This window comes from Streptomyces sp. NPDC104307 (assembly GCF_055584045.1).
Window position 1 is genome coordinate 1 of sequence record NZ_JBVJMU010000037.1, and the last position, 4,813, is coordinate 4,813.

A 4,813-nucleotide genomic window follows, 5' to 3' on the forward strand; every position below is an offset into this window, starting at 1 on the left:
TCCAGAATCATGTTCGGACCACCGGTGGGCGTGTTCGGCCAGGTCAGCGCCTGCTCCGTGCACCACCAGTACTCCTCCAGCGACTCACCCTTCCAGGCGAAGACCGGGACGCCGGCGGGGGCGTCCGGGGTGCCGGCCGGACCGACCGCGATGGCCGCGGCCGCGTGGTCCTGGGTCGAGAAGATGTTGCAGGAGGCCCAGCGGACCTCGGCGCCCAGGGCCACCAGGGTCTCGATCAGCACGGCGGTCTGCACGGTCATGTGCAGCGAACCGGTGATGCGGGCGCCGGCCAGCGGCTGCGCGGCGGCGTACTCCTTGCGGATCGACATCAGACCGGGCATCTCGTGCTCGGCCAGGGTGATCTCCTTGCGGCCGAAGGCTGCGAGGGAGAGGTCAGCGACCTTGAAGTCCTGTCGATTGGCGACCGTCGTCATAACGGGCTGCTCCTCAGTTGGTTCGAGGGTGGATGGGCGCGCTCTGCGGCCTCGGGCACACGGATGCCCGAGAGGCTCGCAGCGCAGTCCGTCGGAGGCCCTCTCTCCCTCGGCCGGTCCGTGGCTACGGACCGATCGACCGCCATCAGCAGCGACGTCTGGCACTGCCGTCGAATCTACACCGAACGGCCCAGCCGCTCCCAGCCCACTGGTCCGGGAGCGGCTGCGAAGGCGAGTACGGCGCGTTCAGTGGCTGGTTTCCGTCGGGTCGGTGGGGTCCTGGGCGGCCGCCGGGGCGGCATCCGTGGCTGCGTCCTTCGCCGGGTTGGTGCCGGACCGGGCTGCGGCCTCGTTGTAGATGTCCGGTTCCAGGTAGATGACCCGGGCGATCGGGACGGCCTCGCGGATGCGGGACTCGGCGGCGTTGATCGCGTTGGCGACCTCGGTGGCCGTGTCGTCGTGCTGGACCGCGATCTTGGCGGCGACCAGCAGTTCTTCCGGGCCGAGGTGGAGCGTGCGCATGTGGATGATGCCGGTGACGGTGTCGCCGTCCACGACCGCGGCCTTGATCTTCTCGACCTGGTCGGTGCCGGCGGCCTCGCCGAGCAGCAGCGACTTGGTCTCTGCGGCCAGGACAATCGCGATCGCGATCAGCAGGATGCCGATGCACAGGGTGCCGATGCCGTCCCACACACCGTCCCCGGTGCCGATGGCCAGGCCGACGCCGGCGAGGGCGAGAACCAGACCGATGAGCGCGCCGAAGTCCTCCAGGAGGACGACGGGGAGTTCCGGAGCCTTCGCGCGACGGATGAACTCGGGCCAGGACAGCGCGCCGCGGGTCTCGTTGGACTCCTTGATGGCCGTCCGGAAGGAGAAGCCCTCCGCGATGATCGCGAAGACCAGGACGCCGACCGGCCAGTACCAGGCCTCGATCTCGTGCGGGTGCTTGATCTTCTCGTAGCCCTCGTACACCGCGAACATGCCACCGACCGAGAACAGCACGATGGAGACGAGGAAGGCGTAGATGTAGCGCTCGCGCCCGTATCCGAAGGGGTGCTGGGGGGTGGCCTCGCGCTTGGCCTTCTTGCCGCCGAGCAGCAGCAGCCCCTGATTGCCCGAGTCGGCGAGCGAGTGGACGCTCTCCGCGAGCATCGAAGAGGAGCCACTGAACAGGAACGCCACGAATTTGGCCACTGCGATCGCGAGGTTGGCGCCGAGCGCCGCCACGATCGCCTTGGTTCCGCCTGACGCACTCATGGGTGCCTGGTGTCCCTTCGTTCGGTGCTGCGGCCCCGGCGGCCGCGCTACGGCCGGACATTGTTGCAGTCCATGGTGCGGACGGTACGTCAGGCCACCACAGTGGCCCGGAACAGTGTGCCCGTACCGGACACTTCGGCCTTTTCGCCGGCCGGTACGAAGACCGAGTCGCCGGGTACGAGACCGAGGTCGCCGGTCCGCGGTGCGCCCGCTGTGCAGAGCAGGATCTGAGGCGTGGCCGCGGTCAGGTCGACGGGGCCGCCGCCCGGTGAGAGGTCGAAGCGGGACAGCCGGAACTCGTCGACCGGGGTCTCGTACAGCTCCTCGCCGGACGGGGACGCCTCGGGGCGCAGGATCCCGGGATCGGTCGCCTCGAAGCGGACGATGCGCAGGAGTTCGGGTACGTCGATGTGCTTCGGCGTGAGTCCGCAGCGCAGCACGTTGTCCGAGTTGGCCATGATCTCGACGCCGAGGCCGTCGAGGTAGGCGTGCGGGACCCCGGCGCCGAGGAACAGCGCCTCGCCGGGCTGGAGTTGTACGTAGTTCAGCAGCATGGCCGCGATGACGCCCGCGTCGCCCGGGAAGTGGTGGGCGATGCGCGCGTACGGGGCGTACGCGCCGCCGAGCCGCTGCGCGGCGGCCGCCGCGGCGGTCACCGTCTCCGCCATCTGTGCCGGGTCCGCGGTGAGGATCGCCGTGAGGACCTCGCGCAGGGCAGCCTCTTCGGGCTGGGCGCGGAGCAGATCGGCGTACGGCTTGAGGGAGTCGACGCCCAGCGCCTCCATCGCCTCGGCCGCCTCGATGGGCCGGCGGAAGCCGCACAGGCCGTCGAAGGGGGTGAGCGCACAGATCAGTTCGGGCTTGTGGTTGGCGTCCTTGTACGTGCGGTGGGCGGCGTCGATCGGAACGGACCGGCGCTCCTCGTCCGCGTAGCCCTGCTGTGCCTGGGCGAGGTCGGGGTGGACCTGGAGGGAGAGCGGTGCTCCGGCGGCGAGCAGCTTGAGGAGGAAGGGGAGCCGGGGGCCGAACTTCTCGACGGCGGCCGGGCCGAGCTCGCCCACCGGGTCGGCGGCGATGACGTCGGTGAGAGGCTGCTCGGTGGGCTGCGGGGTGCCGGGCGTGGCGTCGGTTGCGGTGGCGGGGCCGGTGCGGGTTATCCGGGAGGGGGCTCCGGGGTGGGCGCCCATCCACATCTCGGCCTGGGGCTCGCCGGTGGGGGCGACGCCCAGCAGGGTGGGGATGGCTGTGGTGGAGCCCCAGGCGTACGGGCGCACGGTGTTGGAGAGCCGGTCCATGGAGTTCGTCCTCGTGCTGTGTTGGATACGTGCGTGGATCTTGTCTTGGTGGTGGTGATGTGCGGATGTGGTGGGGCGGGTGCGGTGGGCGTGATGCAGTGGGCGTGATCCGTTGGGCGTGATGCTGTGCGGGCTGGGTTGGGCGCGGATGCCGCGTGGTGGTTCAGGCGCGGGCTTCCGAGGCCAGGGCCAGGTAGACGGCGGCGAAGTCGGTGACCGCGAGGAGTTCGGCGAGGGCTTCGAGCCGGCTGCCCTCCTCCGGTTCGAGTTCGCTGATCGGCGTCTCGTGGCCCAGGGCGAGTTCGCGGGCGGCCGGGGCCGCGCTCAGGCCGCCGGTGGGGCGGTCCCTGAGCAGGACGACCCGGGCGCGCAGGGCCTCCGGCTCGTCGACCCGGTCGCGGAAGAACTCGTCCGGGTCCGCTCCGGCGGCGAAGGCCCCGGCCAGCAGGCCCCCGTGGGCAGGGAGCGCCTCGGGGAGTTCGGCCGCGAGGGCCGGGCGGCCCGAGAGTTCGGCCAGGACCGCGGCGAAGCGGCGTCCGACCGGGGCCGCGGCCTCGCCCTCGGTCCAGACGAGCGGAAGGCTGTCCGCGAGCTCGGCGGCCAGGGTCTTGGCCGGATTGCTGTACGTGGCGATGGCCGGTCCGCAGCGTTCCGCCGTGCGGTCCAGGCGGTCGGCCACGCTCTGCAGCGTCTCCGGGGGCGCGGTGACCAGGCCGACGCGGTCGAGCAGCGCGAGCAGCGGGGTGAACAGCGCCCAGAGGGTGCCGGGGCCCGCGGCCGACGTCTCGGCGTCGTACTCGCCGTGCGGGGCGGAGGCCATCGGTACGACGAGGCCGTGCACGCCGTCCACCGCCTCCCGCAGCGGGGACTGTCTGGGGGCGACGGCCACGACGCTGCAGCCGCGGCGGTACGCCTGTTCCGCGACGAGCGCCAGACCGGGCTCCGAGCCGTCCGCGGTGGCGATGAGCAGCAGGTCCAGGGAGCCGGCCCAGCCTGGCAGCGTCCAGCGCATCGCGCCCGCGGCGGGGGCGACGCCGGTCGGCTGGATGCGCGTGACCGGTGCGGAGGCTCCGGCGAGGGCGGCGATCAGGTCCGCGACGCCGGATGCGGCGGTGCCGGAGCCGGCGACCAGGACGGCGCGCGGGCGGCCCTCCGGGTTCAGCTCGGGGATGCCGGCCTCCGTCGCGTGCCGGGCGGCGGTACGGACCCTGGCCCCGGCCTCGGCGGCGCCGCGCAGCAGACCACGGCGGTCGGCTCGGGCCAGGGCTTCCGGGGCGTCGAGCAACGACTCGTCGAGCATGGGGACGGTCCTCCGATCACACGCTGATCACCGTGCGGGGTATGGGGCCCGGTTACGCGGGGCGGCGGGCCTCGTCGACGAGGAGGACGGGGATGCCGTCCCGTACCGGGTAGGCCAGTCCGCAGCCCTTGCCCGTGCAGACCAGTTCGGGGCTGCCGGCCGCCGATCGGTCGTCCAGGGGGGCGTGACAGGCCGGGCAGGCCAGGATCTCCAGGAGGCCGGCTTCGAGCGGCATGGGGGTGGGTCCCTTCGGGCGGGCACGAGTGCGTGTTCTTGGTCTTGCTTCTTGTCTTGCTTCTTGGTCTTGGATCGAGCCACGTCAGCCTACCGCTGGGGTGGCGGGGATGCGGCCTGGCCGGGGGGGGCTTGTCCGGGGGTGTGGCGGGGGGCGGGTGCGTTGGCGGGTGCGGGTGGTGCGCCTGCGGCGGGCCTTGTCCCCTACCCGCCCCTTCCCGTAACCGGGGCTCCGCCCCGGACCCCGCTCCTCAAACGCCGGAGGGGCTGGAAGTGGGGGTGGGGCGGGGTGG

General features: G+C 72.2%; 5 protein-coding genes. All 5 read right to left on the reverse strand.

Going from position 1 to position 4,813, the window contains the following annotated elements:
* Window positions 1-434 (reverse strand): adenosylhomocysteinase (locus ACZ601_RS38990; protein WP_469546973.1); only part of this gene is annotated, 434 nt, incomplete at its 3' end.
* A 246-nt stretch (window positions 435-680) separates the two neighbouring features.
* Window positions 681-1,691 (reverse strand): cation diffusion facilitator family transporter, encoded by a 1,011-nt coding sequence (locus tag ACZ601_RS38995; RefSeq protein ID WP_469546977.1) that lies wholly within the window; start codon window positions 1,689-1,691, stop codon window positions 681-683.
* An 89-nt stretch (window positions 1,692-1,780) separates the two neighbouring features.
* Window positions 1,781-2,986 (reverse strand): mannose-6-phosphate isomerase, class I, encoded by a 1,206-nt coding sequence (manA, locus tag ACZ601_RS39000; RefSeq protein ID WP_469546979.1) that lies wholly within the window; start codon window positions 2,984-2,986, stop codon window positions 1,781-1,783.
* 163 nt (window positions 2,987-3,149) lie between these two features.
* Window positions 3,150-4,286 (reverse strand): SIS domain-containing protein, encoded by a 1,137-nt coding sequence (locus ACZ601_RS39005; RefSeq protein WP_440579405.1) that lies wholly within the window; start codon window positions 4,284-4,286, stop codon window positions 3,150-3,152.
* 52 nt (window positions 4,287-4,338) lie between these two features.
* A complete protein-coding gene (locus tag ACZ601_RS39010; RefSeq protein ID WP_469546982.1) occupies window positions 4,339-4,521 on the reverse strand; it encodes a Trm112 family protein in 183 nt (60 codons plus the stop codon).
* Between the last annotated feature and the right edge of the window lie 292 nt (window positions 4,522-4,813).